Consider the following 26807-nt stretch of genomic DNA (forward strand, 5'->3'; position numbering starts at 1 on the left):
TCGGTGGCTGGCGTGGCCCCGGCGGCGACTGCTCCTTCGGTGGCTGGCGTGGCCCCGGCGGCGACTGCTCCTTCGGTGGCTGGCGTGGCCCCGGCGGCGACTGCTCCTTCGGTGGCTGGCGTGGCCCCGGCGACTGCCCGGGCAAAGCCCGTCGCGACCGTGCCGTCGTCGGAGACCGCGCCTGCGTCGACCGGCGGGCCGGAGTCGTACGTCATCTCGCTCGTTCCCTACACGTACCCGCTGCTCGACGCCCGCTCCGGCTACCCCGCCGGGATTCGCGACCCGGAGTGGCAGCACACCGTGCTGGCCGCCGGCGGAGACCCGGACCGGCTCGCCGCAGAGCTCACCCGCACCGCGGTGCGGATCTGCGACGCGCTGCGCGGCCAGGGGCACCCTGCCGGGCCCGCCGATGCGCGGGAGGTGGTGCGGCTGGCGGGAGACCTGGCCCGGCTGCGCGGGCTTCCGGCGCCGGGGCGGGGGGAGTTGATCGAGGCGGTGCAGACCGCCCTCGCGCAGGGGGAACCGCTCGGGCGCGGTCGGGCTGTTGCCCGGGCGCTCGAGGAGGTGCTGGTCGGCAGCCGCATCGGTCGTCCGACCCCGGCCGCGCCCCGCACCGGTCTCGGACCGGCCGTCGAGGCGCTGCTCGTCGAACTCGGCCTGCCCGACGCCGCCGAGCCGTCCGCGCGCGATCTCCGGCTCGACCCGCACCGCTCGTCCCTCGACGCCCGCCGCGAACTGCTGCTGCGCCGCCTGGAAGTGTGCGGCGTGCCGTACGGCGAACCGGTCGCCGTGACCGGTGCGGGCGGCGCCGACGCGGTCGGGTCGCGGTGGCGGGTGCAGTGGACGCCGGCCGTTGCCGCGATGCTCACCGTTGCGGGAGTGCGCGGGGTGACGCCCGGTCAGGCCGCCGACGGTGCGCTGCGCGAGCGCTTGCGGCGCGAACGGGAGGCGGGCGGCTCGACGGCCCGGCAGACCATCGACGGTCTCGCCGCCGCCGCCGGGTGCGCCCTGCCCGCGCTGACGGCCGCCCGGCTCGGCCAACTCGCCGAGGAGGTACCGGCGGTGGCGTCCCTCGCCGAACTGCTCGACGGGCTCGCCCTGCTCGACCGGTTCGCCGCCGGGCACCTGGCCGGCCGCGAGGCGGTCGCGCCGCTGCTCGGCCAGGCCGCCGAGGCCGCCGAACTGCTCACCGCCGCCGCGGTGAGGGGGCTCGAGGGCCTGGCCGGTTCCGACGACTTCGCCGATGCCCGGGCCCTGGTGGAGTTCGCCCGCCGGGCCGACGCCGACGGCGGCATCCGGCTCGGCCACACCCTCCGCCGCCTCGCCGACGACGGCTCGCCGCTGATCCGCGGCGCCGCCGGCGCGACCCGGGTGCTGCTCGGCCATCAGGAGCCCGCCGAGTTCGGCGGGCGGGTCGCCTCCTGGGTGGACGCCGCCTCCGCCCCGGCGGGCCGGGCGGCACTCAGTCGGTCTCTCGGCGGGCTGCTCACGGCGGCCGAGGGGCTGCTCACCGCCGCCCCGGCCGCGCTCGAACCCCTGCTGGCCCGCGTCACCGGGCTCTCCGACGAAGCCTTCCTGGACCGATTGCCCGCCCTGCGCGGCGGGTTCGACACACTCAGCCCGGCCGCCCGCGACCGGCTGCTCGCCGTCGTCGAGGAACGCCTCGGCGCCCGGGTCGACACCCTGCCGACCGAGCTCGACCCGGCCACCCTCGCCACCTGGGCCCGGGCCGATCTGGCTGTGCGTCAATTGCTCGAAGCCAGTGGATTGTTGATCGAAAAAGCGGACGATCCCGCAGGGCTTCACGCGCCCGACGAGCCAACCCGCCCGACCGGAACCCCCGGAACGACTCTCCCGCCCGCCGACCGCTGGCGGCTGGTACTCGGACGCCCGGGCAGCGGCCCGGCCCCGACCGGCCGGTCCGCGCGACTCGCCGCCGCGCTCGACGAGCTGTACGGCACCGGCCGGGGCGAGGGTTCCGCGCCCGGCCCGACCGGTGACCGGCGCGGTGGCCGGGAAGCCCCGTACCCGGGCGTCCGGGAGTGGTCGGAGGAACTGGTGGCCCTGTTCGGGCCGGGCATCCGCGAGGAGGTGCTCGCCGCCGCGGCCGGCGCGGGCCGTACCGATGTGCTGGAGGCGCTCGCCCCGGAGGCCGTCCGCCCCTCGGTCGAGCTGCTGCGCACGGTGCTCCAGCACGCGGGCGGCCTGCCCGAGGCGCGCCTCGCCGCCCTGCGCCCGCTGGTCCGGCGGCTGGTGGAGGAACTCTCGCGCGAGCTGGCGAGCACGCTGCGCCCCGCGCTGACCGGACTCACCCTGCCCCGGCCGAGCCGCCGTCGCGGCGGCCCGCTCGACCTCGACCGGACGATCCGGGCCAACCTCGCCACCGCCCGTCCCGGCGCCGACGGAAGCACCGTGATCGTGCCCGAACGGCCGGTCTTCCGGACCAGGGCCACCCAGGCCAACGACTGGCGGCTGATCCTCGTCGTGGACGTGTCCGGGTCGATGGAGGCGTCCACCGTCTGGGCCGCGCTGACCGCGTCGATCCTGGCCGGAGTCCCGTCCCTGACCGCGCACTTCGTGGCCTTCTCGACCGACGTCGTCGATCTGAGCGGACGGGTCGACGACCCGCTGGGGCTGCTCCTGGAGGTCCGGGTCGGCGGCGGGACGCACATCGCGGCGGGCCTGCGGTACGCCCGCGAGCTGGTCACCGTGCCGTCCCGCACGCTGATCGCGGTGGTGAGCGACTTCGAGGAGGGCTACCCGCTCGGCGGGCTCCTGACGGAGACCCGGGCGCTGGTGGGCGCCGGCTGCCAGCTGCTCGGCTGCGCCGCCCTGGACGACACCGGAAAGCCGCGGTACTCGGTAGCCGTTGCCGAACAACTCGTCGCCGCGGGCATGCCGGTGGCGGCGCTCAGCCCGCTGGAACTGGCCCGCTGGGTGGGGGAGAAGATCCGATGACAGACACCCGATGGCCCGCGGTGGCCGCCGAGGTGGTCGCGGAGGTGGTGTTGGCCCTGTCGGCGCGCCTCCAGAAGCGGCTCGACGGCGCGGCCGCCAAACTCGCCGACCGCCCGATCGAGCGGACCGGCGACGACTGGACACTGCGGATCGACGACGAGACCGTGCTGGTCCTGCACGCCCCCGGCGGCACCGTCCGTACGGCCGACGACGTCCGGTGCGGCTGCCTGCTCGCCCCCGACTGCCTGCACCGCGCCGCCGCCGTCACGGCCGCGCCGCTGGCCGCGCCCGCCGCCGACGAACCGGTGCCAACGCCTTCGGAACCCGTGCCGGACACGGGAGTTGACGCCCCGCCGCCGGACGAGCCGCTCACCCCCGCCGAGGCCGAAGCCGTCGAACGCCTGCGCCGGGTCGCGGCCGACACCTTGGCCGCCGGCATCAGCGGCGCCGGCAGCATCCTGCAGGCGGAACTGCTGCGCACCGCCCACCAGGCCCGGCTGCTCGGCCTGCACCGGCCGGCCGCGCTGGCCACCACCGTGGTCACCCGGCTGCGCGCCGCCCGGGCCGCCGAGCCCGGCCACCGGCTCGCCGACCTGGCCGCCGCCCATCGCGAACTGCTCGGCGCCACCACCGTGTTGACGTCCGGGGAGCTGCGTGGAGCGGCCCGGCAGACGTACCGGGAGGTCGGCTCGCTGCGCCTGTACGGGCTGTTCGCCGAGCCGGTGGTGTCGGCCACGCACGCCGGTGTGACGGTCTGGGTGGTGGACGCAGACGGGAAGCTCGCCACCGTCTCCGACGTCACCCCGCACGCCGATCCGACCGAAGCCGCGCAACTCGCGGGGGCGGCGGCCGGCCGGCAGGTCCGGCTGGGGGACGCGGCGCTGTCGCACCGCGACCTCGCCCGCGCCGGGCTGGTCGTCCAGGGCGGGACCCGGACCGAGTCCGGGCGCCTCGGCGCGGGCGCGCAGGTCCGGGCCGTGCGCGCCGCCGGGGCCGACTGGGACGAGGAGCCCGTCGCCCGGCTCTGGGCGGAACCGGTGCCCGCCCAGATCGCCCGCGCCCTGACCGCCGGACGCACCCCGCACGAGCGGCGGCCCGCCGGGTCGGACCTGCTGTTCCTCGACGTCACCGTGCTCGGCCCCGGCGCCGTCCCCGGTTCGCCCGGCCCGCAACTGCTCGCCGAGTGCGCGGGGACGACGGTGGCGCTGCTGCCCGCCCACGACCACCCGCGACTCGCCTTCGCCGCCAACCTCGCGGCACTCGCCTCCGTACCCGGCCTGCCGCTGCGCGTGATCGGCCGCCTGGAGCGCGCCACCCACCCGCGCCTGCGCCTGCTGGCCGCCGCCCCCGCCCCGGGACGCCCCGGCCCGCCGCTCACTCTGCCGCCCGCGTACCGCGACCGCGTCAGCCTGGGCCTGGAACGCCTTCAACACGCCGACCTGCCGCCGGGCCACGCCGAAGCGCCGCCTGCCGCCGCGTTCCCCCCGCAACCGCCCTTCCACCTGCTGACCCGCCCGCTCGAACAGGCCGTCACCGGCGGCCGCCGGGCGCTGGCCGGACGCTCCGCGCAGGCCGCTGCGGAAGGGCGCGGGCTGCGGGCGGTGGGTCTCGGCACCGCAGAGCAGTTGCTGGTCGCGCTGCACGCGGCGGCGGCGGATCGGGAGCGTGATGTGTTCGGCCGTCTGCACGGCGCCGATCACCTGGGCTTCGCCGCGGCCTGGCTCGCTGCCGCGCGCTACCAGGAGGAGCTGGTCACCGCACTCTGCGCGGCCGCCTGGCCGGCCGAGGCCGCCGTTGATCCGACAGGCCGGATCGGCCCGGTGCCGAGATGATCGGAGGTGGGCGTCCTCCGGGCGCCGGAGACGGGTGGGGTGAGCGCGAGGAGGCCTCGGATGGACCAGGAATCGACCACGGCGATCCGGGCCGTGCCGAACGCGACGCCCGAGGAGCGGGTGGCGCTCGGGCGGGAGGCCCGGCGGCGTGCCCCGCGTTCGAGTCATGCGGAGTTCCGGGCGGCGAAGGACCGGCCGGATCCGTTGAAGATCCTGAAGGCGCAGTCGGCGGTCCGGCTGCCCGAGCTGGTGCCGATCCGCTACGCCCGGATGATGGAGTCGCCGTTCCGGTTCTACCGGGGCGCCGCCGCGATCATGGCCTCGGACCTGGCGGGCTCGCCGGATTCCGGTATCCGGGCCCAGCTGTGCGGCGACGCCCACATGCTGAACTTCCGGCTGCTGGCCTCGCCGGAGCGCCAACTCCTGTTTGATATCAACGACTTCGACGAGACGCTGCCCGGCCCCTGGGAGTGGGACGTCAAGCGGCTGGCGGCCAGCCTGGTGATCGCCGGGCGGGCCAACGACTTCGACGACGGGGTGCGGGCCGACATCGTGCGGGCCACCGTCCGGTCGTACCGCGAGTCGATGATCCGCTTCGCCGCCCTGGGCAACCTCGACCTCTGGTACACCCGGATGGACTCCGCCCAGCTCCAGGCCCTGGCCACCGGGCGCCTCCACAAGCGCGGCCGGACGATGCTGGCCCGCAGCATGGCCAAGGCCCGCACCCGGGACAGCCTCCAGGTCTTCGGCAAACTCACCCGGGTGATCGACGGTGAGGTACGGATCGCCCCCGACCCGCCGCTGCTGATGCCCATCGACGAACTGCTGCCGGAGATGCAACGTGCCGCGCTGGAACGGGAGTTCCGTAGTCTGGTCGAACGGTACGGCAGCACCCTCAGCTCCGACCGGCGTACCCTGCTGGCCGACTACCGGCTGGTGGACGTGGCCCGCAAAGTGGTCGGCGTCGGCAGTGTCGGCACCCGTTGCTGGATCTTCCTGATGCTCGGCCGGGACGGCCAGGACCCGCTGTTCCTCCAGGCCAAGGAGGCCGGCCCGTCCGTACTGGCCGCCCACGTCGGCGCCAGCGAGTACCACAACCAGGGCGAGCGGGTGGTGGCCGGCCAGCGACTGATGCAGGCCGCCAGCGACATCTTCCTCGGCTGGGAGCGGGTGCGGGGCCTCGACGACCGGCAGCGCGACTTCTACATCCGCCAACTGCGCGACTGGAAGGGCATCGTGGTCGCCGAGGACCTGCTGCCGTCCGGCATGCAGGTCTTCGGCGAGGTCTGCGGATTCACTCTGGCCCGGGCTCACGCCCGCTCCGGCGACCGGATCGCCATCGCCGCGTACCTGGGCAAGAAGGACGTGTTCGACCACGCGCTGGTGTCGTTCGCCGAGGCGTACGCGGACCAGAACGAACGCGACCACCGGGCGCTGGTCGACGCCGTCAAGGCCGGCCGGCTGCCCGCCGAGGAACTGCCCGCCGGCTAGGCCGCATTTCGTTCGGCTCGAAAAACGGCCTAGCGGGGCGACCAGTACGGCGCGGCGTGGGCGAGGGCGCGGCCCTCGAGGGCGGCGACGAGTTGTTCGAAGAGGTGGACGGCGGCGGGGCCGGACCAGTCGGGGGGCAGGACCTGCGGGGGCAGGCCCGGGTCGCGGAAGGGGAGTTTGCGCCAGTCGTCGACCACGGACAGGTAGCCGGTGAAGGCGTCCCGGCCGTCCACGAACGCGGTCGCGGCCAGGCGGTCGGCCTCGGCGGTGCGGTCGGTGAGGAACTCCCGGTAGCGGCGGTCGATTTCGTCCAGGTCCCAGCCCTTGCGGACCATCGCGGCGAGCTCCTGCCCGCCGACGTGGTCGCCGGTGAAGAGGGCGCACTGGTCGGTCAGGCCGAGTTCGTCGATGGCGCGCCCGGCGGCGGGGAGCATGCGGGCGGGGGCGATCCACACGGCCGCGCCGATGTTGCCGAAGCCGAGCGCGGCCAGGTGCGCGGTCAGTTGGTGGCGTCTGGCGCGGGCGGACTCGGGGACGGAGAAGTTGACGAGGCACCAGCCGTCGGCGAGGTCGGCGGGCTGCCGGGCGTGCCAGATCACCTCGTCGCCGGCGGCCAGTGCCTCCAGCGCGGCGGGCGTCAGTGCGTATCCGCGGACGCCGGAGCGGGTCTGGGCCTCCAGCCAGCCGCGCTGCTTGAGCCGGAAGACCGCGGTGCGGACGCTGGAGGCGTCCAGGCCGGCCTGGGTGAGCAGTTCGACGGTGCCGGCGATCGGCATCCAGTTGCCCAGCTTGCGGACGACGGCGCCGAGGAAGGTGACCAGCACGGTCCGGGAACGGCGTGCCGCGGTGGGCCGGGCGTCGTCCGTGGGCTCGGCCGTCCCGCCGAGTGCCCCGCTCGTCCCGCCGAGTGTCTCGCTCATCCCAGTGAGTATGACGGACGTCGAACCGATGATCGGACCGCACCCCGGGCCCTCACGCGGGAGCCCCGATCCGGTCCGGCGTCCACCGCAGGTGCACGGTGGCGGGGGCGCCGTCGCGCAGCAGCGACAGCCGGGGCGGGACGCGGTCGGTGCGCGCGGTGGGCGGGCGGCGGCGTCCGGCCCGCCACTGCACCGGCCACTCGGCGCCCGCGCCGCGGTAGTCCTGTTCGGCCGCCGCGTGCAGCGTCCACTGCGGGTCGTACAGGTGGGTGCGGCCCAGTGCGCACAGGTCGGCGCGGCCGGCCAGCAGGATCGAGTTGACGTCGTCCCAGGAGGAGATCGCGCCCACCGCGATCACCTGCACCCCCGCCGGGGCGGCCACCCGGTGGCGGATCCGGTCGGCGAACGGCGTCTGGTAGGAGCGCCCGTAGGCCGGTTTCTCGTTCCTGGCGACCTGCCCGGAGGAGACGTCGATCGCGGCCGCGCCGTGCTCGACGAAGGCCCGGGCGATCTCCACCGCGTCCTCCTCGGTGGTGCCGTCCGGCAGCCAGTCGGTCGCCGAGATGCGCACCGTCACCGGGATCCGCTCCGGCACGGCCCGCCGGACGGCGTCGAACACCTCCAGCGGGAAACGCAGGCGCCGGGGCAGGCTGCCGCCGTACGCGTCGGTGCGGCGGTTGGCGACGGGGGAGAGGAAGGAGGACAACAGGTAGCCGTGCGCGGCGTGCACCTCGATCAGGTCGAAGCCCGCCTCCACCCCGCGCCGCGCCGCCGCCTCGAAGTCGGCGAGCACCCGGTCGAGGTCGGCTCGGGTCGCTTCGCGCGGTACGTGGCAGCCGGGCCCGTACGGCAGCGCCGACGGCCCGATCACCTCCCAGTTGCCGTCGGGGAGCGGCTCGTCGATGCCGTCCCACATCAGCCGGGTCGAGCCCTTGCGGCCCGAGTGGCCGAGCTGGAGGCCGATCTTCGCCGAACTGTGCTGGTGCACGAAGGAGGTGGTGCGATGCCAGGCGTCGCGCTGCGCGTCGTTCCACAGGCCCGCGCAGCCGGGCGTGATCCGGCCCTCGGGGGAGACGCAGACCATCTCGCTCATCACCAGGCCCGCGCCGCCGAGCGCCTTCGAACCCAGGTGCACCAGGTGGAAGTCGCCGGGCACGCCGTCCACCGCGGAGTACATGTCCATCGGCGAGACGACGACGCGGTTGTTCAGCTCCAACTCGCCGATCCGCACCGGCTGGAACATGGCCGGCGCCGCCGCCAGCCCCTGCTGCCGGGCGAAGTCGCCCTCCACCAACCCGGCGAACTCCGCGTCGCGTTCCTTCAGGTTCTCGAAGGTGATCCGGCGCGAGCGGGTCAGCAGGTTGAAGACGAACTGGGCGGGCTCCTGGTCGGCGTACATGCCGATGTTCTCGAACCACTCCAGCGAGGCCTGCGCGGCCCGCTGGGTCGATTCGACCACCGGCCGGCGCTCCTCCTGGTACGCGGCCAACGCCTCGGGAACGGTTGCCCGTTCGTGCAGGCAGGCCGCCAGCGCCAGGGCGTCCTCCATGGCGAGCTTGGTGCCGGAGCCGATCGAGAAGTGCGCGGTGTGCGCGGCGTCGCCGAGCAGCACCACGTTGCCGTCGTACCAGCGCTCGTTGCGGACGGTGGTGAAGTTCAGCCAGCGCGACTTGTTGGTGAAGACCTGGTGGCCCTTCAGCTCGTCGGCGAAGATCTCCGCGATCCGGGAGACCGCGTCGTCGTCGGACTCGCCCGGCCCGAACTCCCGCCCGGCGGCGCGGTCGAAGCCGGCCCGCCGCCACACCTCCTCGTGCATTTCCACGATGAACGTCGAGCCCGTCGCCGAGTACGGGTAGCCGTGGATCTGCATGGTGCCCCACTCCGTCTGCTTGACGAAGAACTGGAACGCCTCGAAGACCAGGTCGGTGCCGAGCCAGATGTACTTGTTGTGCCGGGTGTCCAGCGACGGGCGGAACGCCTCGGCGAGCGAGGTCCGTACGGCGGAGTGCACACCGTCCGCCGCCAGCACCAGATCGTGGGTGGCCCGCAGTTCCTCGACGTCCGGCGCCGGGGTGCGGTAGTGGACGCGCACGCCGAGCTCCGCGGCGCGCCGCTGGAGGATCTCCAGCAGGTCCTTGCGGCCCATCGCGGCGAACCCCTGCCCGCCGACGGTGAACCGGTGGCCGTTGAAATCGACGTCGATGTCCGTCCAGCGGGCGAAGCCGCGCTCCATCGCGGCGTGCACCACCTCGTCCGCGCCCGCGATGCCGGTCAGCGTCTCGTCGGAGAACACCACGCCGAAGCCGAAGGTGTCCTCGGGGGCGTTGCGCTCCCACACCGTCACCCGGTGCGAGGGGTCCAACTGCTTCATCAGCGCGGCGAAGTACAGCCCGCCCGGGCCGCCGCCGACCACCGCGATCCTCATGCCGTGCCCTCCACTGCCGAGTCCTCGACGAGCCTGCGCAGCCGGAAATGCTGGAGCTTGCCGCTCGGATTGCGCGGCAGCGCCTCGACGAACCGCACCTCGCGCGGGTACTTGTACGGCGCGAGCTGCCGCTTCACGTGGTCCTGGATGCTGCGGGCCGTCGCCGGGTCCGCCGCCGCGCCCGGCCGCAGCACCACGAACGCGCAGACCACCGAGCCGCGTTCGGCGTCGGGCGAGGCCACCACCGCCGACTCCACCACGTCCGGATGGGTGTCCACGGCGGCCTCCACCTCGGGCCCGGCGATGTTGTAACCGGACGAGACGATCATGTTGTCGCTGCGCGCCCGGTACCAGAAGTAGCCGTCCTCGTCGCGGACGAAGGTGTCGCCGGTGACGTTCCAGCCGTTGAGCACATAGTCGGCCTGGCGCTCGTCGTCCAGGTACCGGCAGCCCACCGGGCCGATCACCGCCAGCCGCCCCTCCTCGCCCGGGCCGAGCTCCTCGCCGTCCGGGCCGAGCACCGTCGCCCGGAACCCCGGCACCGGCCGGCCCGTCGCACCCGGGCGGATCTCGTCACCCGCGGCCGAGATGAAGATGTGCAGCAACTCCGTCGCGCCGATGCCGTCCACCACCCGCAGACCGGTCTCCGCCCGCAGCTGCTCCCACACCTCCAGCGGGATGTGCTCGCCCGCGCTCACCGCCACGCGCAGAGATGAAATCCGATGCGTCAGACCGGACTTGACGATCTGCCGGTACGCGGTCGGCGCCGTCGCCAGCACCGTCACCCCGTGCTCGGCCACCAGCTCGGCCAGCTGCGCCGGCGTTGCCGACTCGGTCAGGAACGCGCACGCGCCCGCCCGCAGCGGGAACACCACCAGCATGCCGAGCCCGAAGGTGAACGCCAGCGGCGCCGTGCAGGCCACCAGGTCGTCCGGGCACAGCCGCAGGGTGGAGGTGCCGAAGGTGTTGTCGATCGACAGCAGATCGCGGTGGAAGTGCACGGTGATCTTCGGGACGCCCGTGGTCCCCGAGGTCGGCCCGAACAGCGCCACGTCGTCCGCCGCCGTGTCCACCGCCGTGAACCGGCCCTCCTTGCCCGCCGCCCGCTGCACCAGGTCGTCCTTCGCGCTGCCGCCGACCGGCACCACCGTGAGCTCCGGGAGGCCCCGCACCTCGTCCAAGAAGCGGTGGTCCACCAGCGCCAGCACCGGCCGGGTCTTCGCCACGATCGGCCCCAACTCCCGGGCCCGCAGCGCCGCCATGGTGGCCACCGCGATCCCGCCGGCCCGCAGCACGCCCAGCCAGGCCGCCACCGCCCACGGATTGTTCGGCGAACGCAGCAGCACCCGGTTGCCCGGCACCAGGCCCAGATCCTCGGTCAGCACCTGCGCCACCTGCGCCGACCGCAGCTGCAACTCGCCGTACGTCCACACCTCCCCGCCCGGCGTGCGCAGCGCCGGCCGGTCCGGGCCCAGCGCGGCGACCTGACGGTCCAGCAACTCCACTGCGGCGTTCAGGCGTTCGGGGTAGTGCAGCGACTCGGTGGTGAACTCCAGCACCGGCCACTGCCCGGCCGGCGGCAGGTGGTCGCGCGCGAACGTGTCACGGAAACCGGACTCCGTCATCTGCCGTCCCCCGCCCGGATCATGCCCTCCTGGAGCACCGTCGCCAGATGCACACCGTCCGGCGTGAAGAACCGGCCCTCGCCGAGACCCCGGCCGGACTCCGCCGCCACCGCCTGCTGCGCGTACAGCAGCCAGCCGTCCAACACCCCCGGGCGCGGCGGGCGGTGGAACCACATCGCATGGTCCAGGCTCGCCGTGACCAGCCCCGGCCGCGCCCACCCCAGGCCCAGCACCCGCAGCACCGGCTCCAGGATCGTGTAGTCGCACACGTACGCCAGCGCCGCCGCGTCCCGCTGCGCGTCGCTCAGCCCCTCCACCGGCCGCAGCGCGTCGAACGGCCGCACCCAGACCGCCTGGTGCGGCGCCCGCCCGCCCTCGACGTCCAGGTACACCGGGCCCGGCACGTGCCGCAGGTCGAAGCTGCGCCCCGCCGACCAGTACTCCTTGGACGCCTCGGTCATGGTGCCGCCCTCGCGGTCCGCCAAGTAGGCGGCGGAGCCGGGCAGTTCATCGGGGTCAGGAAGGGCGCCGGGCGGCGCGGCGGCGAAACTGCCGCCGGGCTCGCCCGCCGCGAAGTTGGCCAGGCACACGTACAGCGCCTTGCCCCGCTGGTAGGCGCGCACCTGTCGGGTCGCGTAGCCGCGGCCGTCGCGCAGCAACTCCACCTCGTGGCGCACCGGTTCGCCGATCTCGGCCGGGCGCATGAAGTACGAGTGCATCGAGTGCAGCACCTTGCCGTCCCCGACCGAGCGCATCGCCGCGGCCGCCGCCTGGGCGACCAGGTCGCCGCCGTACGCCTTCGGCCACGGGCAGGGCTGGGTGACGGCGGTGAACGCGAGGTCGAAGTGCTCGGGCGCGACGGGCTCCAGGGCGACGGCCGCGGCGAAGAACTCCGAGGTGGTGTCGGCCATCAGGGCCGCTCCAGCCAGTCGGGGAGCTCCGCGTCCGGTACCTCGGGCAGGTTGACCACGATGTTCTCCGGGGTGCGGGTGGTCATCCAGGTCAGCGGGCGGTTGCGGTCGAGGTTGCACTCCACGTGCGGCATGAACGGCGGGACGAACACCCAGTCACCCTCGGCGAGATCGACGTAGTCGGCGAACTTCGCGCCGAAGTAGATCCGGCCCCGGCCCGACAGCACGTAGCCGCCGGTCTCCGCCTCGCCGTGGTGGTGCGGCACCGACCGGTAGCCGGGCTCGTTGCCGACCTTGCCGAACCACAGCCGCTTCGCCGGGGTGTGCTGGATGCTGACGCCGGAGATCCGGGTGGCGCCCGCCGACTGCCCGGTGTCCGCGGGCTCGTTGCCCGCCCTGGTCACCACCGGGACCACCAGGCCGCTCTCGGTGGCGTACACCGAGTTGTCGCCCTCCAGCAGGTACGAGCTGTAGTCGGGGGAGTTGCCGGGGGTGGGGTCCATGGGAAGCTCCTCGTCGTTGAGGGTCGGTTCGAGAGAGTTCGCTCTGCTGGATCGTCGGCGGTGCCGTGTACGACGGTGGTGCGGGGTCAGTCGGTGAGGCGCACCGTGTTGCGCAGGGTGCCGATGCCGGAGATCGACGTCTCCAGCACGTCGCCGTCGGCCAGGAAGCGCTGCGGGTCGCGGGCGGCGCCGACGCCGCCGGGCGTCCCGGTGAGGACCAGGTCGCCCGGGCGCAGCACTGTGAACGTGGAGATGTAGGCCAGCAGGTCGGCGGCGTCGAAGACCAGCGTCTTGGTGCTGTCGCGCTGCACCTGTTCGCCGTTGACCCGGCAGACCACCTCCAGTCCGGCCGCCGGGTCCACCTCGTCCGGGGTGACCACGACCGGGCCGACCGGGCAGGACCCGTCCCAGGCCTTGCCCTGGAGCCACTGCGCCGTCCGGTTCTGCCAGTCCCGCACCGAGACGTCGTTCGCCACCGTGTAGCCCGCGATCCCGGCCAGCGCCGCCGCCCGGTCGGCGCGGCGCAGCGTGGCGCCGACCACCACCGCGAGCTCGGCCTCCCAGTCCAGCTGGAGGCCGCGCGGCAGCACCAGGTCGTCCTGCGGCCCGGCCAGCGTGTCCGCGAACTTCGCGAACAGCGTGGGGTGGGACGGGAGTTCACGTCCCATCTCGCGGATGTGCTCGGCGTAGTTCAGCCCGCAGCAGAGCACCTTGCCCGGCGTGGGCAGCGGCAGCACGGGGACGGCGCCGGGGATCGGCTCACCGGGCTGCGGCGTGGCGCCGGTGCGCAGGAAGGCCGACAGGTCGGGGGCCGGGAGCGCGTGCCAGACCTCACCCCGGAGCACCGCGGCACTGCTGCCGCCGCCCGGGCGGGTGACCGTTGCGAGACGCATGGGAGGAACCTCCACTTCGGCACCGCTGCACGCCGCCCGGTGCCGGGAGCGCTGTTTCAATGGTTCTGCGACCGTCACAGGACTGTCAATAGCTGCTACGGTGACGCGCACCGAAGACACCCGACAGCACCAGACGGTTACCAGACCCGCAGGAGTCCTCCATGGCGAGCTACTCGGCCCCCGTCCCGGTCAACCCCGCGTCGCTGCCCGAGCCGCGCGGCTACTCGCACGGCACGCTCTGCGGCAACACCCTCCACCTCGGCGGCCAGACCGCCCTCGACCGGGACATGCGGATCGTCCCCGGCGGCATCGTCGAACAGTTCCGGCAGGCCTTCGGCAACGTGCTCGCCACGCTCGCCGAGGCCGGTGGGCGGCCGGAGGACCTGGTGAGCATCACGCTCTACCTCACCGACATCCCCGACTACCAGGCGCACGGCAAGCAGATCGGCGAGGTCTGGCGCGAACTCGCCGGGCCGGTCTACCCGGCGATGGCCGGCATCGGCACCACCGCGCTGTGGCAGCCCGAGGCGATGATCGAGATCCTCGGCGTCGCCGTCATCCCCGACGACCGGCTGATCCGCCCCGCCGCGTCCTGACTCCTCGTCCTGATCATTGACGGCCGCACCCGCAACGGAACAAGGGCGGTGACGCGCAGGAGAGGGGGAGTCCCTGCGCGCCACCGCCCGTCGGTGGGTCTGTCCGAGCGTCAGCCGGTGAAGGCCGCCGTGCCGTGCGGGGTACCGAGGCCGGTCGGGCCGTCGTAGCCGGTGGTGGCGGTGCACAGGTAGCTCGGCGAGCAGCTGCCGTTGGAGCCGGTGGTGACGTCGTACAGCGAACCGGTGTGCGCGTACGGGAACGAGGACGGGTAGGAGCCCGCCGACGGCGTCCCGGCCAGCGCGTAGACGCTCGCGATGATCGGCGACGAGGCGCTGGTGCCGCCGTACACCGCCCAGCCGCTGCCGCCGTACGTCTGGTAGACCGCGACGCCGGTGGCCGGGTCGGCGACCGCCGAGACGTCGGCTATCGTGCGCTTGGCGCAGCCGGTGTCCGCCTGCCAGGTCGGCTTGGCGTCGTAGGCGGAGCAGCCGGAGCCGGTGCCCTCGGTGGAGTTGGTGTACCAGACCGACTCGCCCCAGCCGCGGGTGCTGGAGTTGCGGTTCAGCGAGGTGCCGCCGACCGCCGTGACGTACTTCGAGGCGGCCGGGTACTGCGCGCCGTACGCGCTGTCGCCGGAGGAGACGGTGACGGCCACGCCCGGGTGGTTGAAGTACGTGCTGTCGTACGAGGCGTCGGAGGAGGACTCGCCGCCGCCGTAGCTGTTGGACACGTACTTGGCGCCCAGCGAGACCGCGGTGTTCACCGCGGTGCCCAGGTTGGTCATGGTCGCGGTGGTGGCCTCGACCAGGATGATGTGCGCGTTCGGCGCGATCGCCGAGACCATGTCCAGGTCGAGCGAAATCTCGCCCGCCCAGCCGGAGTTGGACGTCGGCAGCTTCGTCCCGCCGGTCTGGTTGACCTTCTTGAAGCACCCGTTCGCGGTGGTGCAGGCCGGCAGCCCGTACTGCGCCCGGTAGACCGCCATGTCGGACTCGGCGTTCGGGTCGTTGTACGCGTCGACGATCGCGATGGTGGTGCCCGCGCCGCCGTTCGCCGGGAGGTTGTACGCACTCAGCAGGTCCGCCGGGCCGTAGCCGGACGGGGTCGCGTTCGGGGTGACGCCGAGCGCGTTGACGTGCTGCGTCGCGTTGGTGACCTTCAGCGCGTGGCAGCTCATGGTGTCGCCCTTGGCGAGCGCGTCGCACGCCCGCACCCAGGACACTCCGCCCTTGCTGTAGGTGGTGGGCATGGACTGGGCGCCGGCCGGGGAGGCGGCGAGACCGGTGAACGCGGAGAGGACGAGTGCAGCGGCACCGATGAGGGTCGGCGCGGTGGGGGTACGCAAGGAAGGGCCTCCTGGGGTCGCTGAACCGGGAGCACAACGGCGAACAGGCAGGCAGGAGTTGACGGCGTGACTGGGGGCCGCGGCTCCTGCACCTGGGGAAATCGCACTGGTGAGCCGCGTTCGACGCTAGTGATGCTGTCCCGTCAACTGCAATGCGCGGCAAGGAGATTGGACCTGCCCTTTACCGGCGGGGGGCCGCAGGTGACGGTTCCTCCATACACAGAACGGCGGGGGTAAAGGACGCCTGTCTTTCTCATCCGCGAGGCGCCATATAGATGCGATCTATCGGGGCTATCGGCAGCAGCTCTTGGACGCTATGGGTGCAGGTCATGCATGGTGGATCTCGCCGGCCCACCGGGCCGGTACACCACCTCCACCCCCGCAAGAGGAGCGCAACCTCATGGTGCACGCGCAGTTCTCCCCGGCCGCCCGCGAGGCCCTCGCCGCCGAGGCCGTCGACGCCAAGACCCGCAAGAACCTCACCTGGAAGCAGATCGCCGACGCCTCCGGCCTCTCCGTCGCCTTCACCACCGCCGCCGTCCTCGGCCAGCACCCGCTGCCGAAGGACTCCGCCGACGCGGTCGCCGAGCTGCTCGGCCTCGACGAGGACGCCGCGCTGCTGCTCCAGACCATCCCGGTGCGCGGCTCGATGCCCAACCGCATCCCCACCGACCCGACCATGTACCGCTTCTACGAGATGCTCCAGGTCTACGGCACCACCCTCAAGGCACTCGTCCACGAGGAGTTCGGCGACGGCATCATCTCCGCCATCAACTTCAAGCTCGACGTCAAGAAGGCCGCCGACCCCGACGGCGGCGAGCGCGCCGTCATCACCCTCGACGGCAAGTACCTCCCCACCAAGCCGTTCTGACACCCGGCCGCATCCTCGCGCGACCGTGCCCCCGTCCGCCCCTCCGGGCCCGCGGGGGCACCGGCATGCCGCCAGGCCGTCCGGAAATGTGTCCGAATTGTGGTGGCGATGGTGCGTGCACGCCCCTAGACTCCGGCTGCTCGAACGTCGGTGATCGGCACGGGCGTTGAGCGACGAACCTTGGGGGGTTCCGATGAGATTGCTGCCGTCGTCCGGCAGGCACCGACGTGCCGTCGGTGTGTTCGCGGCGGGCGCGCTGCTGTTGACCTCGCTGGTCGCCCAGTCCGGCACCGCCTTCGCGGCGGCCGGCGGGTCGTCCGACGCCGCCAAGCCCGCGGCCGAGGCGCCGCGCGCGGGGGGCCCGGAGGCGAAGGCCGAACCGAAGGCCGAACCGAAGGCCGCGCCGAAGCCGGACCCGCAGGCCGAGCACCAGGCGGCCGCGAAGGCGCTGCAGGAGTCCGACCCGACCGGGGCCTGCCCGGCGGAGCTCGACCCGAAGGCACCCGTCACCTGCACGATGGACGGGTCCGGCACCGCGAGTTCGACGCTGAACGTGACGCAGGACCACGACCTGGTCCTGTTCCAGGTGCTCGCCACCCAGCAGTACAGCCTGACCAGGACGCTGACCGCGCCCGACGGCTCGACCGTCGCCTGCGAGAACGTGATCTCCTACGCCTCCGGCGCGTTCCGCTGCGCGACCGGGCAGGCCGGCACGTACACCCTGAACCTGACCAACGCCTACGGGGCGAACTCGATCTCCGTCGCCTACCTGCCGCTGCTGTCCACCGGCGCGTGCAGGACGGTGGCCGGCGACGACAGCAAGCTGGGCACAGCGAAGTCGTTCAGCGGCTCGCTGGGCACCGGCGCGGTCGGCGACTGCTACACCACCGACCTCGCCCCGGGCGACCTGCTGCGCACCTACGGGCCGAACTACCAGGCCACCTGGACCGTCTACGACGGCACCGGCAAGCGGATCTGCGACTCCTACACCACCGGTAACTCGAGCAGCGGCCTGGACTGCGCGCTGACCGGCACCGCGCCCTACCGGGCGACGGTCCAGCAGGTCTCCGGCCAGGCGGTCAACTACACCTTCGCCGCCGCCCGGCTGTCCCGGCCCGAGGGCTGCGCGACCGTCGAGCCGCAGGCCTACGGCGAGGCCCCCGACCTGACCTCCACCACCCGCTGCCGCACCCTGCGGGTGGCCGCCGACGGCCGCTACCAGTACAGCTGGGTGAACAACTCCGGGACGTACCTGCGCGGTCGGCTGTTCCGCACCGACGGCACCTTGGACAGCTGCCAGAGCACCGACTGCACGCTGACCGCCGGCGATCACACCTGGGTGCTGGACGGCGACTCCGGTGACGTGGGCGCCTACGGGATGACGCTGCGTTCGGCGACCGAGACCCGCGGCTGCACCGCCACCCCCGACGACGGCTTCGCCTCCGGCGCCGTCACCGGCACCTTCGACAGCGCCGGGCAGGCCCGCTGCCTGACCCTGCCGACCGCCTCCGGCAAGGGCCTGTACGTGCTCAACCGGCCGCCCACCGACGGAGCCGCGGCCACCGTCGAGATCGACGACGCGGGCGGCGTCAAGCAGTGCGACAACGGCGGCTACGGCTACGCGGCCTGCAAGCTGACCGGCACCGCCCCGTTCCGGGCCGTGCTCACCGCCGGCGCCGGCAAGCCGTACGGGGTGATCGTCCACCGGACCGACAGCGACGCGGGCTGCACCGCCTGGCCGCAGTCCGGCTACGGCGGCTCCTGGGGCACCGAGGTCTCGCTGAACGCGACCGACCCGCAGCGCTGCCTGAGCATCCCGGCCGACCAGCACGCGCCCGCCGAAATGCTGGACTACGCGAACAACCTGAACCAGGTGAACGCGTCCGTGTCCATCACCGACGGCACCGGCGCCGAGGTCTGCTCGACGCAAGGCAGCTCCACCACCACCTGCCGGTTCACCCCGGGCACCTCGTACACGGCGGTGCTGGCCGGCGGTCAGACGGACACCTACAAGATGGTGCGCCGGGACATCTCGCCGAGCGCGCCGTGCACCACCCGCTCCTCGACCGCCGTCGGCGGCCCGTCCACCCCGTTCGACTTCACCTCGGCGCTGGACGCCCGCTGCGTGCGGATCACCGGCGCGGCCACCGACAAGTTCTGGCTGACCAGCCGCACCACCGGCAACCGCTACGAGGCCGGCACGCTGCTGATGGCGGTGGACGCCGACGGCAAGGTCCAGTGCCGGCAGTGGGGCGTCTCCTGCAAGATGACCGGTTCGACCTCGTACGTGGCCCTGGTGGTCGCGTCCGGTTACCAGGGCAAGGCGGTCCACGCGAACGTCGACGCCTGGAAGGTCGGCGGGGCGGACGGCTGGGCCCCCGAGTGCAACGGCAACGTGCTGTCGGCGAACGGCTTCCCGCAGCACAGCGGCATGCTCACCGAGACCGACACCGCGTACTGCGGCGTGATCGACCTGAAGGCCGGTCAGGGCATCACCGTCGCGGGCACCACCAGCAACGCCGGACCCTTCCTGCCGCCGTGGCTGGCGATCTCCGGCCCGAACGAGTGGACCGACTCCTACAACAGCTACCAGTGCTTCCAGAACTACGGCCAGTTCGGCGGCGCCTGCACGAACTGGAGCTCCACCGACGGCCGGGCGCTGCTGATGGTCACCCCGGACAAGTCCCCGACCCCGGTCGAGTACACCGTCCAGGGCCTGGCCGGGGGCTCGAGGCCCGACTACGGGACGCCGCAGACGATCGCCCCGGCGACCGGCCGGGCCGGCACCCTGCTGCCGGCCGTGATCCGCGGCACCGGCCTGACGATGGGCAGCAAGATCAAGCTGTCGCAGAGCTCCACGAACAGCCTGGTCTGGCCGCAGTCGGTGAACGCCGACGGCACCGTGCTGAACGTGCTCGTCGACACCAGGAACCTGGCACCCGGCAAGTACGACCTGCTGCGCGACGGCATGGGCTACACCCCGGGCCAGGCCTCGCCGGGCTACGTGCCGAACGCCTTCGAGGTCACCGCGGCCGACACACCCGTCAAGTCCCGCTTCGTGCCGCTCACTTCGGCCCGCCTGCTGGACACCCGCGACGGCACCGGCGCGCCCAAGGCCCGCATCGGCGCGGGCCAGACGACGAGCCTGCAGGTGACGGGCGCCAACGGCGTCCCGGCCACCGGCGTCACCTCCGTCGTGCTGAACGTGACCGCCGTCGACCCCAGCGAGGACGGACACCTCACCGCCGGCCAGTCCGCGGTGCCGAGCCTGACCTTCGCCGCCCACCGCACCACCGCCAACCAGCTGACGGTGCCCGTGGTCAACGGCAAGACCGACCTGCGCAACGACACCGGAACGCTTGACTTGGTCGCCGACCTCGCCGGCTACTACACCGACGCCACCGACCAGGGCTCCGCCCTCACGCCGATCACCCCCGCCCGCTTCCTCGACACCCGCGACGGCACCGGCGCGCCCAAGGCCCGTATCGGCGCGGGCCAGACGGCTGCCGTGCAGGTGACGGGCATCAAGGGCGTCCCGGCCGACGGCGTCACCGCCGTGGTCATGAACGTGACGGCCGTGTCCCCGACCGCGACCGGCTGGATCACCGCCCACGCCGACGGGCAGCCGCTGCCCGGCACGTCGAACCTCAACTTCACCCCCGGCCGGACCGTCTCCAACCTGGTGACCGTCCCCGTGGTGAACGGCAAGGTCGACCTGCACAACAGCGCCGGCACCGTCGACCTGATCGCCGACGTCACCGGCTACTACTCGGCGACCGGCACCAGCACCTTCAGCCCCGCCACCCCGCTGCGCCTGCTCGACACCCGCGACGGCACCGGCGCCCGCCAGGGCACCGTCGGCGCGGGCGGCATCGTCAGCTTCCAGGTCGGCGGCGTCGATGGCGTGCCGTACGGCGCCACTGCCGTACTGCTGAACGTCACGGCCACCGACCCGACCGCCACCGGCTACCTGACCGCCTACCCGCACGGCACCGACCGTCCTGGTACCTCCAGCCTCAACTACGTGGCGGGCCAGACGGTTTCGCACCAGGTGCTGGTCCCGGTCGTGGACGGGCGGGTGGTGTTCTACAACTCCACCGGGAACGTGAACGTCACCGCGGACCTGACCGGCTGGTTCGCCGCCTGACCGGTTGAGAGCATCCGACGGGCCGTCGACGCAGCCAGCGTCGGCGGCCCGTTCTGCGTCAGAGCGCGCGGAAGAGCCGGTAGCCGGTCTGGATGAAGCGGCCGTCGACCCGGGGGCCGGCGTTGGTCAACGCGGCCAGGGCGGTGCCGCGTTGGGGGGAGAAGGCGATGAAGGACGTGCAGCCGCGGGTGCCGCCGGAGTGGAAGAGGACGTCGCCGTCGGGGGTCGGGCGGAGGTTCCAGACCAGGCAGATGCGGTCCGTGGAGCGGGGTTTGACCAGGCGCGGTTGCTGGACGTCGTGGAGTGCGGTTTCCAGCGAGGTGCTCGGGGCGGCGGCCGGGTCGAGGTGGAGGGTCAGGTAGCGCAGCAGGTCGCGGGCGGTGGAGCGGACGGCGCCGGCGCCCGGCAGGGCGGGGATCTCCCAGGGCGGGAGCGGACGTCCGTGCAGGTGGCCGACGGCGGAGCCGGGCTCGCAGCCGGTGCCGGTGAGTCCGAGCGGTCCGGCGATGCGGTCGGCGAGCAGCGCCGGGTAGGTGCTGTCGGTGCGTTCGGCGAGGGTCCGGCCGAGCAGGCCGACGCCGTAGTTGGAGTAGTGCACCCGGTCACCGGGCTTGTGCCGCAGGCGAGTTCGGGTCATGGCCAGGTCCAGGTCCTCGGTGGAGTAGGCCGCGTACGGGTTGGTGAACCAGGAGGGCAGTGCCGAGCGCCGCAGGCCGGGCGGTAGGCGGGGGAGGCCGGAGGTGTGGGTGGCGAGGTGGAGGAGGGTGAGCGGGGTGTCGGAGACGGTGACGGTGTCCTGGAGGCTCAGGTCGTTCCGGGCGACCAGTTCGGCGAGCAGCAGGGCCGTGAACGTCTTGCTGACCGACCCGAGTTCGAAGCCGGTGTCCGGCGTGACCGGCTCGCTGGAGAGGCCGTCCGTTCGGCCGTGGCAGAGCAGTCGTTCGCCGTCGTCGGGGGAGACGGTGGCGAGGGCGATGGCGGACCCGCGCGGTACGGTCCGGGCGAGTGCCGTGAGGTGCGGGTTCACCGGAGGGCGCGGGCGAGGGTGAGGGTGCCGGCCACCACGCCGACCACAGCGGTGTGTTCGTTGTCCTTGAAGGCGCGCGCCGGGTCCTCGTCGACCGGGTCCAGGTCGCGTGGCAGCAGGCCGTCCTCGCGCTGGGCGGCGAGCAGGTGCTCCCAGCTCCGCGGGTCGCAGACCGGCTCGGGCAGGCAGGCGTCCACGATCAGCAGTTCGCCGAGCAGGTCCCACTGGCCGGTCTCCTGCCAGATGTCGGCCCACACGGGCAGCCAGGCGGCCAGGTACTCGCGCAGCGGCGCGGGCAGCCGGTCGGGCAGAGCGCCCCAGTCGGTGAGGTGGAAGACGGTGTGGGTGACGCTGTAGGCGGTCATCCAGTCGATCGCCCAGGGTTCGGGCCGGGCGCCGAGCCAGGTCGCGGTGGCGAGCGCGTCCCAGGCGGGTCGGCTCTCCAGTCCGATCACGTGCCGGGCGTTGGCGACGGCCAGGCGCCGGTTCGGCATCGACTCCACGGCGTGCGTGGCGCGCAACCCGTCGAGGCCGCGCAGGAGTTCGTCCAGCGACGGGTGCCGGTAGCCGGCCCGGTGGAAGTGCAGGTAGGTCTCCAGCGGGTCGCTGAGCAGCATGTGCCGGAACTGCCGTTCGTACAGCAGGTCGCCCTGGCGCAGTTGCTGCCAGCCGAAGTCGAGCAGCACCCGGGCACGTTCCCGTTCGGTCGGGCCGGAGACGGTCTCGCGCAGTACCAGGGAGGCGGCGAGGGCGCATTCGCCGATCGGCTTGTAGGCGTTGTCGGGGTCGGAGAGGTCGGCCCCTCCGTCGGGCGGCAGGGCGCCGAGGCCCTGCTCGTGCGCGGTGTGCAGCCACTCCAGCGAGCGGGTGGCCAGCCGGTGGGCGTTGCCGAGCACGGCCGGGTTCATGCGGCGGCCAGGTGCTGGGCGACGGCCAGGTCGAGGGCGCTGCGCGCGGTGCCGTCGCCGGTCAGCGCCAACTGCCGCAGCAGCGGCGGTAGTTCCAGCGCGGACGGGGTGCCGGTGTGCTGCAGCCAGGCCAGCCAGCGGACCAGCCGGGCGGCGGTGCGGTGGTCGCGGCGCAGCACGGCACGGGCGGCGCCGCGGGCGAGTGCGAGCGGGTGTTCGTGGGCGAGCCGGTGCACCGGGCCGTCCAGGGTCGGCAGGGCGAGGCAGGACAGCTGCGCCATTCGCACCGACCAGTGCTGCCAGCCGTCCTCGCCCGGGTCGGGCGGCGGGGGCGGGGGCGGGGCCAGGACGGGGTAGCCGGCGAGGGAGAGGAGTTCGGCGGTGGCCCGGTCGCGCCACACGTGGATCCCGGACTCGTCGGAGGGGAACAGCCGGAACGCCTCGGCGGCGAGCTCGGCGGTCTCCGGCGGGGTCGGGACGCCGGTGAGCAGGGTCGGGGCGAACACGTCCGGGCCCAGTACCCGGACTCCGGCCAGCAGGGCCTGCGGCTCCGGCGCGGCGGGGGCGGGAAGAGCCGCGCCCTCGGCGCCGGTGAGAGCGTCGAGGGTGCGGCCTGCCGCCCACTCGGTCGCGGCAGCGAACTCCCGCTGGGGCGATTCGGCGAACGGCATGGGGTCTGCTACTTTCTTCCGATTCTTCCGGGTTTTCCGATTTGATGCCGGGTCGGTGCTACTTCTTCTCCTTGGGACCCTTCGGGGAGAGCAGCAGGGCGAGCAGGAGCACGCCGAGAGCCTCGGGGCGGTACAGCGGGGCGTCGCTGACCGTCGACTCGTCTTCGGTCATCAGCGCCCGCACGGCGCCGAGTTCGGGCGTCGTCGCCCGGTGCGGAGTAAGCACGGTCTGGGCAAGCATCGGATACGCCTCCTTGGGGAAGGACGGACGTCATCGTCGGATCGACGATGTCCTTTCCCCACGCTAGGCGCGGCCCCGGATCGACGCATGTGGAGTTCCGGCTCCGCTGTCAGGGGCATGACCTCATGTCATGGACGCGACTGCCGGGCCCGCACCCGGGCCGCCCGGAACTCCAGATGGCGCTGCTCGGCGAGGCTCGCGGTGGCCTTCGCGGCACGTCGGTAGTGTGCGAACGCCCCGGCCAGGTCGCCGCTCCGCTCCAGCAGGTGCGCCCGCACCGACAGCAGCCGGTGGTGGCCGGCCAACCGCCCGTCCTCGTCCAGGGCGGCCAGCAGCGCCAGGCCCGCGGCCGGGCCCTCGGTCTCGGCGAGGGCGATCGCACGGTTGAGCGTCACCATCGGGTTGGGCGCGATCCGCTCCAGCACCAGGTACAGCGCGTGCACCTGCGACCAGTCGGTCTCCGCCGCGGTGGCCGCGTCGGCGTGCGTCGCCGCGATCGCGGCCTGCAACTGGTACGGCCCCAGCGCCGGATCCGCCAGCGACGCCCGGACCAGCGCCATGCCCTCGCCCAGCAGCGCGCGGTCCCACTTCGAGCGGTCCTGCTCGTCCAGCGGCACCAGGTCGCCGGACGCCGTCGCCCGCGCCTCCCGGCGGGCGTGCGTCAGCAGCATCAGCGCCAGCAGCCCCGTCACCTCGCTGTCGCCCGGCAGCTGTTCATGCACCGTCCTGGTCAGCCGGATCGCCTCGCGGGCGAGGTCCGCGCGGTGCAACTCGCTGCCCGAGGAGGCGATGTAGCCCTCGTTGAAGATCAGGTAGAGCACGTGCAGCACCACCCGCAGCTGCTCCTCGCGCTCCGCGCCGACCGGCAGCACGAACCGGCTGCCCGCCGCCCGGATCCGCTGCTTGGCCCGGCTGATCCTGGCCGCCATCGTCGCCTCCGGCACCAGGAACGCGCGGGCGATCTCCGCCGTCGTCAGACCACCCACAGCACGCAGCGTCAACGCCGTCCGGGACGCCGCCGTCAGCGTCGGATGGCAGCACAGGAACAGCAGCACCAGCGTGTCGTCGGTGCCAGGCACCTCCTCCGGCACCACCTCCGCAGCCATCGCCCACTCCCGCTCGCGGCGCGCCCGGTCACTGCGCACCTGGTCCACCAGCCGCCGCGACGCCACCGTCACCAGCCAGCCGCGCGGACTCTCTGGCACCCCCTCCGCCGACCACTGCACGGCCGCCGCCAGCACCGCCTCCTGGACGGCGTCCTCGCAGCCCTCGAACCGGCCGTACCGGCGGACCAGCGTGCCGAGGACCTGCGGCGCGAGCTCACGCAGCAGGCCCTCGAAGTCGGTTGCTGTCATGCCTCCAGGTTTCCGTCGGAGAACATCACCTGACGCACCTCCACCCCCAGACCCGCGATCGCCGCGTCCGGGATCTGCGACGCCAGCTCGACCGCCCGCTCCTTGTTCTCGCAGTCCACCAGGTAGAAGCCGCCCAGGAACTCCTTCGCCTCCAGGAACGGACCGTCCGTCACCACCGTCTGCCCGCCCCGCACCGACACCACCGCCGACTGCGACGGATCCACCAGCGCTTGCGTGAGGATCAGCTCGCCGGAGTCCTTCAGCGTCTGGATGAACCTGCCGTGGCCGGCGCCGAGACCCGCCTTCTCCTCGTCGGTCAGCGCGTCCAGCGCCGCCGGGTTGATGTGCAGGCCGATCAGGAACTTCATCTCGCACTCCTCGTTGTTCGGCGGCCCCGGCCGGGGCCCTCGGGGTGTGGTCGGAGCCGTCGACGCGGTCTTGACATCTTTCGGGCGAGTTCCGGGCGAGAAGTTTTTTGCCCGTCGGGACGGGTGGGGGTGTCAAGAACCGCTCGGCCGCTCCGACCACCCGGCGAAACGTCGGGAACAGGTGAAGAAGGAGCTTTCGGAGATGCGAGTCGACCGGGCACGGTGGGGACTGGCCCTGCTCATGCTGCCGACCCTGATCGTCGCGATGGACGTGACCGCGCTGCTGCTGGCGCTGCCACGGCTCAGCGCCGACCTCGGGGCGGACAACGTCCAACAGCTGTGGATCAGCGACAGCTACGGCCTCATGGTGGCCGGCCTGGTCATCACCATGGGCACCCTCGGCGACCGGATCGGCCGCCGGCGCCTGCTACTGACCGGCGCCGCCGCGTTCGCGGTGCTCTCGGTGGTGGCCGCCTTCGCGGTCGATCCGCTGATGCTCACCGTCGTGCGGGCCCTGCTGGGCGTCGCCGGGGCGACCCTGGCCCCCTCCACGCTGTCGCTCATCACCAACATGTTCCGCGACGAGCGGGCACGCGGCCGGGCCATCGCCATCTGGGCCACCGGCCAGTTCGCCGGCGGCGCGCTCGGGCCGGTGCTGGCCGGCGTACTGCTCCAGCACTTCTGGTGGGGATCGGTGTTCCTGATCGCCGTACCGCCGATGCTGCTCCTGCTGATCGCCGGGCCGGCGCTGCTCCCCGAGTTCCGCAGCGACCGCGCCGGCCGCCTGGACCCGGCGGGCGTCGGGCTGTCGCTGGCGGCGATGATGCTGCTGGTGTACGGCATCAAGCAGCTGGCCGTGGACGGCATTTCGGGCGGGGCCTCGGCTTGGCCGGCCGTCGCGCCGGTGGTCGGCGCGGTGCTGGGGATGCTCTTCGTCCGGCGTCAACTCCGGGTCGATTCCCCGCTGTTGGACCTCCGCCTGCTGCGCAGTCGGCCGTTCACGGCCGTCCTGGTCGGGCTGGTCCTCGCGGGCGTCGCGATGGCGGGCACCGGGCTGCTGGTCACCCAGTACCTGCAGAACGTGCTCGACCACTCGCCGGCCGTCTCGGCGGTGCTGTTCGCCCCCATGGGCATCGGCGTGGCCGTCGGCACCATGACCGCACCCGCGCTCGCCCGCCGGATGAAGCAGACCACCGCGATCGCGGGCGGCCTGGCCCTCTCGGCGCTCGGCGGCCTGCTGCTGGCCGCCGTCGACGGGGACGGCGCCCTGCCGCTGGCGATGACCGGTATCACCGTCCTCGCTCTCGGCACCGGCCCGCTGTTCGCCCTCGGCACCGGCCTCGTCCTCGGCTCCGTCCCCCCGGAACGGGCCGGCTCCGCCGCGTCCATGTCGGAGACCGGCAACTACCTCGGCGGCTCGCTCGGGTTCGCCCTGCTCGGCGTGCTGGCCGCGATCGTCTACCGGCACGGCATGCACGGCACCTCCGACTCCCTCGCGGGCGCGGTCGCGGCCGCGCAGCAGCTTCCCGCGGAGCAGGGGGCTGCGCTGCTGCGCGACGCGCGGGAGGCGTTCACCACGGCCCTGCACGTCACAGGGCTTGCCGCGGCGGTCATCTTTGCCGCGCTGGCGGTTCTGGTGCTGACGATGCGACAGCCTGCGGCGGCGGGTGCGGTGACGCTTCCGGAGGCGGAGGTGAGCCGGGCGTAGCCGCGAGGGAC

At 73.3% G+C, this 26807-nt stretch carries 20 protein-coding genes; 7 read left to right on the forward strand and 13 right to left on the reverse strand.

Annotated features, from left to right (window positions below):
- From ACGFWJ_RS06220 to ACGFWJ_RS06230, 3 genes are all read left to right on the forward strand, one after another.
- The coding region (locus ACGFWJ_RS06220) for a DUF5682 family protein (RefSeq protein WP_392945787.1) at window positions 1–2958 on the forward strand (2958 nt) is incomplete at its 5' end.
- On the forward strand, window positions 2955–4790 hold the full coding sequence (locus ACGFWJ_RS06225) for a hypothetical protein (RefSeq protein WP_392945789.1): 1836 nt from the start codon (window positions 2955–2957) through the stop codon (window positions 4788–4790). The genes ACGFWJ_RS06220 and ACGFWJ_RS06225, both read left to right, overlap by 4 nt.
- 60 nt (window positions 4791–4850) lie before the next feature.
- Window positions 4851–6281 (forward strand): DUF2252 domain-containing protein, encoded by a 1431-nt coding sequence (locus tag ACGFWJ_RS06230; protein WP_392945791.1) that lies wholly within the window; start codon window positions 4851–4853, stop codon window positions 6279–6281.
- 29 nt (window positions 6282–6310) lie between these two features.
- On the opposite strand, the gene ACGFWJ_RS06235 is transcribed toward ACGFWJ_RS06230, so the two are convergent.
- The 6 genes from ACGFWJ_RS06235 to ACGFWJ_RS06260 all read right to left on the reverse strand — a co-directional run bounded on the left by ACGFWJ_RS06235 (window position 6311) and on the right by ACGFWJ_RS06260 (window position 13558).
- Window positions 6311–7201, reverse strand: coding sequence for a PaaX family transcriptional regulator C-terminal domain-containing protein (locus ACGFWJ_RS06235; RefSeq protein ID WP_392945793.1), 891 nt, complete (start codon window positions 7199–7201; stop codon window positions 6311–6313).
- A 52-nt stretch (window positions 7202–7253) separates the two neighbouring features.
- Window positions 7254–9626 (reverse strand): bifunctional salicylyl-CoA 5-hydroxylase/oxidoreductase, encoded by a 2373-nt coding sequence (locus ACGFWJ_RS06240; RefSeq protein WP_392945795.1) that lies wholly within the window; start codon window positions 9624–9626, stop codon window positions 7254–7256.
- Window positions 9623–11251, reverse strand: a complete 1629-nt coding sequence (locus ACGFWJ_RS06245; RefSeq protein WP_392945797.1) for an AMP-binding protein — start codon at window positions 11249–11251, stop codon at window positions 9623–9625. Before ACGFWJ_RS06245 ends, ACGFWJ_RS06240 begins: the two co-directional genes overlap by 4 nt.
- Window positions 11248–12162, reverse strand: coding sequence for an acyl-CoA thioesterase (locus tag ACGFWJ_RS06250; protein ID WP_392945799.1), 915 nt, complete (start codon window positions 12160–12162; stop codon window positions 11248–11250). Before ACGFWJ_RS06250 ends, ACGFWJ_RS06245 begins: the two co-directional genes overlap by 4 nt.
- Window positions 12162–12665 (reverse strand): cupin domain-containing protein, encoded by a 504-nt coding sequence (locus tag ACGFWJ_RS06255; protein WP_387646796.1) that lies wholly within the window; start codon window positions 12663–12665, stop codon window positions 12162–12164. The genes ACGFWJ_RS06250 and ACGFWJ_RS06255 overlap by 1 nt, the downstream gene beginning before the upstream one ends.
- 86 nt (window positions 12666–12751) lie before the next feature.
- Complete coding sequence (locus ACGFWJ_RS06260) at window positions 12752–13558, reverse strand: fumarylacetoacetate hydrolase family protein (protein ID WP_387864123.1); 807 nt, start codon at window positions 13556–13558, stop codon at window positions 12752–12754.
- A 161-nt stretch (window positions 13559–13719) separates the two neighbouring features.
- Between ACGFWJ_RS06260 and ACGFWJ_RS06265 the strand changes: the two genes are divergently transcribed.
- The gene (locus ACGFWJ_RS06265) at window positions 13720–14154 is read left to right on the forward strand and encodes a RidA family protein (protein ID WP_387646791.1); all 435 of its coding nucleotides are present in this window, start codon (window positions 13720–13722) and stop codon (window positions 14152–14154) included.
- A 110-nt stretch (window positions 14155–14264) separates the two neighbouring features.
- On the opposite strand, the gene ACGFWJ_RS06270 is transcribed toward ACGFWJ_RS06265, so the two are convergent.
- The gene (locus tag ACGFWJ_RS06270; RefSeq protein ID WP_392945803.1) at window positions 14265–15500 is read right to left on the reverse strand and encodes a peptidase S8; all 1236 of its coding nucleotides are present in this window, start codon (window positions 15498–15500) and stop codon (window positions 14265–14267) included.
- A gap of 400 nt (window positions 15501–15900) precedes the next feature.
- On the opposite strand from ACGFWJ_RS06270, the gene cynS reads away from it, so the two are divergent.
- Both cynS and ACGFWJ_RS06280 read left to right on the forward strand, forming a co-directional pair.
- Window positions 15901–16371 (forward strand): cyanase, encoded by a 471-nt coding sequence (gene cynS / locus ACGFWJ_RS06275; RefSeq protein ID WP_392945805.1) that lies wholly within the window; start codon window positions 15901–15903, stop codon window positions 16369–16371.
- Between the two features lie 193 nt (window positions 16372–16564).
- Window positions 16565–20518, forward strand: coding sequence for a cell envelope integrity protein TolA (locus ACGFWJ_RS06280; RefSeq protein ID WP_392945807.1), 3954 nt, complete (start codon window positions 16565–16567; stop codon window positions 20516–20518).
- A gap of 58 nt (window positions 20519–20576) precedes the next feature.
- Here ACGFWJ_RS06280 and ACGFWJ_RS06285 read toward each other — a convergent pair whose 3' ends face one another.
- From ACGFWJ_RS06285 to ACGFWJ_RS06310, 6 genes are all read right to left on the reverse strand, one after another.
- Window positions 20577–21545 carry a serine hydrolase domain-containing protein gene (locus ACGFWJ_RS06285; protein ID WP_392945809.1) on the reverse strand — a complete coding sequence of 323 codons (969 nt, stop codon included), beginning with the start codon at window positions 21543–21545 and terminating at the stop codon, window positions 20577–20579.
- Window positions 21542–22453, reverse strand: coding sequence for a DUF6895 family protein (locus ACGFWJ_RS06290; RefSeq protein WP_392945811.1), 912 nt, complete (start codon window positions 22451–22453; stop codon window positions 21542–21544). The genes ACGFWJ_RS06285 and ACGFWJ_RS06290 overlap by 4 nt, the downstream gene beginning before the upstream one ends.
- Window positions 22450–23124 (reverse strand): hypothetical protein, encoded by a 675-nt coding sequence (locus tag ACGFWJ_RS06295; RefSeq protein WP_392945813.1) that lies wholly within the window; start codon window positions 23122–23124, stop codon window positions 22450–22452. Before ACGFWJ_RS06295 ends, ACGFWJ_RS06290 begins: the two co-directional genes overlap by 4 nt.
- A 58-nt stretch (window positions 23125–23182) precedes the next feature.
- Window positions 23183–23365: a hypothetical protein gene (locus ACGFWJ_RS06300; protein WP_392945815.1), complete on the reverse strand. Its 183-nt coding sequence runs from the start codon at window positions 23363–23365 to the stop codon at window positions 23183–23185.
- Window positions 23366–23493: 128 nt separating this feature from the next.
- Window positions 23494–24720: an RNA polymerase sigma factor gene (locus tag ACGFWJ_RS06305; RefSeq protein ID WP_392945817.1), complete on the reverse strand. Its 1227-nt coding sequence runs from the start codon at window positions 24718–24720 to the stop codon at window positions 23494–23496.
- Window positions 24717–25088 carry a YciI family protein gene (locus ACGFWJ_RS06310; RefSeq protein WP_392945819.1) on the reverse strand — a complete coding sequence of 124 codons (372 nt, stop codon included), beginning with the start codon at window positions 25086–25088 and terminating at the stop codon, window positions 24717–24719. The genes ACGFWJ_RS06305 and ACGFWJ_RS06310 overlap by 4 nt, the downstream gene beginning before the upstream one ends.
- 202 nt (window positions 25089–25290) lie before the next feature.
- On the opposite strand from ACGFWJ_RS06310, the gene ACGFWJ_RS06315 reads away from it, so the two are divergent.
- A complete protein-coding gene (locus ACGFWJ_RS06315; RefSeq protein WP_392945821.1) occupies window positions 25291–26796 on the forward strand; it encodes an MFS transporter in 1506 nt (501 codons plus the stop codon).
- Window positions 26797–26807: the final 11 nt, after the last annotated feature.

Origin of the sequence: Kitasatospora sp. NPDC048407, from assembly GCF_043200475.1 — a bacterium.
GTDB lineage: Bacteria > Actinomycetota > Actinomycetes > Streptomycetales > Streptomycetaceae > Kitasatospora.